Annotated in this window: 2 protein-coding genes; both read left to right on the top strand. The window is 58.3% G+C overall.

Annotation, left to right across the window (positions count from 1 at the left end):
* Positions 1–366: hypothetical protein (locus K7H91_RS25480; RefSeq protein WP_230722961.1), on the top strand; the 366-nt coding region annotated here is incomplete at its 5' end.
* A 74-nt stretch (positions 367–440) separates the two neighbouring features.
* Entirely contained in the window at positions 441–1,085 is a 645-nt protein-coding gene (locus K7H91_RS25475; RefSeq protein WP_330166051.1) for a plasmid pRiA4b ORF-3 family protein, read from the top strand.
* Positions 1,086–1,200 lie beyond the last annotated feature (115 nt).

Here is a 1,200-nt window from a genome sequence, read left to right as displayed (position 1 = left end):
CCGGACTTGCAAAAGCGATCCTACCGTCTGACCATTGCCACGCTCGCACGCGAAGCGCGTGTCGGCCGCAACGCCATCTACACCAATCATCGCTCGATGATCGATGAGTTGCGTCGCGCCAGCGATCGCAAGATCGTGCCCGAGAAGCTGGCGGCCTGGGAAGACAAACTCGCCCAGCAGCGCGCTTTGATCCAGGTCTTGCAGATCGAGGAGCGGCGTATGGTGACGGAAAATGCCGTCCTGCTGAAGCGCATCCTCGACGCCGAGGCGGAGGTCGAGCGACAGAAGCGTCAGAATGCCCGCCTGATCACTGAGCGCGATCGCGCCATGAAGCCGGTGCCTCTCCCGCGCGGACCAAAATCCTGATGTCGTCTGCGATTACCGCGCTCGTCGAAGGACAATTGTCGTCCTGTCCATTGCCTGCGGCACTCGTGCGCGGCATGATCTGCGGCATGTTTGATTCCTTTGACCCAGACAGATTTATAGTGCGCGCCGAGGCTCATATCCTCGACATCGAGCCCATGATCAGCCGCACGCTCGAACTGCCAATCACTCTTAACCTCGCCCAACTCCACGAGGTGCTGCAGGCCGCCTTTGGCTGGACCGACAGTCATTTGCATCAGTTCAATATTGGCGGCCTTATCTACGGGGCACCGGAGTTCGATGAGGACGGTCTGTCAGACAGCCGGACCTTCGAGGCGACCGAGGTCAGGATGATCGACCTTCACTTTCCCTACGACCCACGGGAAAAACCTCTCACGATCCTCTACGAATACGACTTTGGTGATAATTGGCGTCATCTGCTGCGCCTGGAGCGCGTCGCGCGCGAGCAGAATGCCAAATATCCTCGCTGTATCGCAGGCAAACGGTCCGGACCTCCCGAAGATGTTGGTGGGACTTCAGGCTATGCTGACTTCCTCGGAGCCTGGCTCGATCCCGACCACGAGGAACATAAAGCCATGCGCCGGTGGGTGGGTCGCAAGTTCCATCCGGAGACCTGCAATCTCGATGACATCAACAAGGCGATCGCCAAGGCCATGCGCGCATCAAAGGGCGGCTACCGGTTCCGTCGCGAAAGCACGTAATTGACAGACCCGAGACGGCTTCGAAGCCAAAGATACACGCGAACTACCGCTCACAGCTGAAAAGGCCTTAGAATCAGCGTTATCCAGCCAAAAGGACACTTGACGCATAACCTAA

Origin of the sequence: Martelella mediterranea (assembly GCF_021021415.1) — a bacterium.
GTDB classification, from domain to species: domain Bacteria; phylum Pseudomonadota; class Alphaproteobacteria; order Rhizobiales; family Rhizobiaceae; genus Martelella; species Martelella mediterranea_C.
This window is presented reverse-complemented; position numbering and strand designations above follow the sequence as displayed.

What these genes read in the sequence shown, in the direction of transcription:
- K7H91_RS25475 (WP_330166051.1), top strand. Translation starts at nt 441, where the DNA reads ATGATCTGCGGCATGTTTGATTCCTTTGACCCAGACAGATTTATAGTG.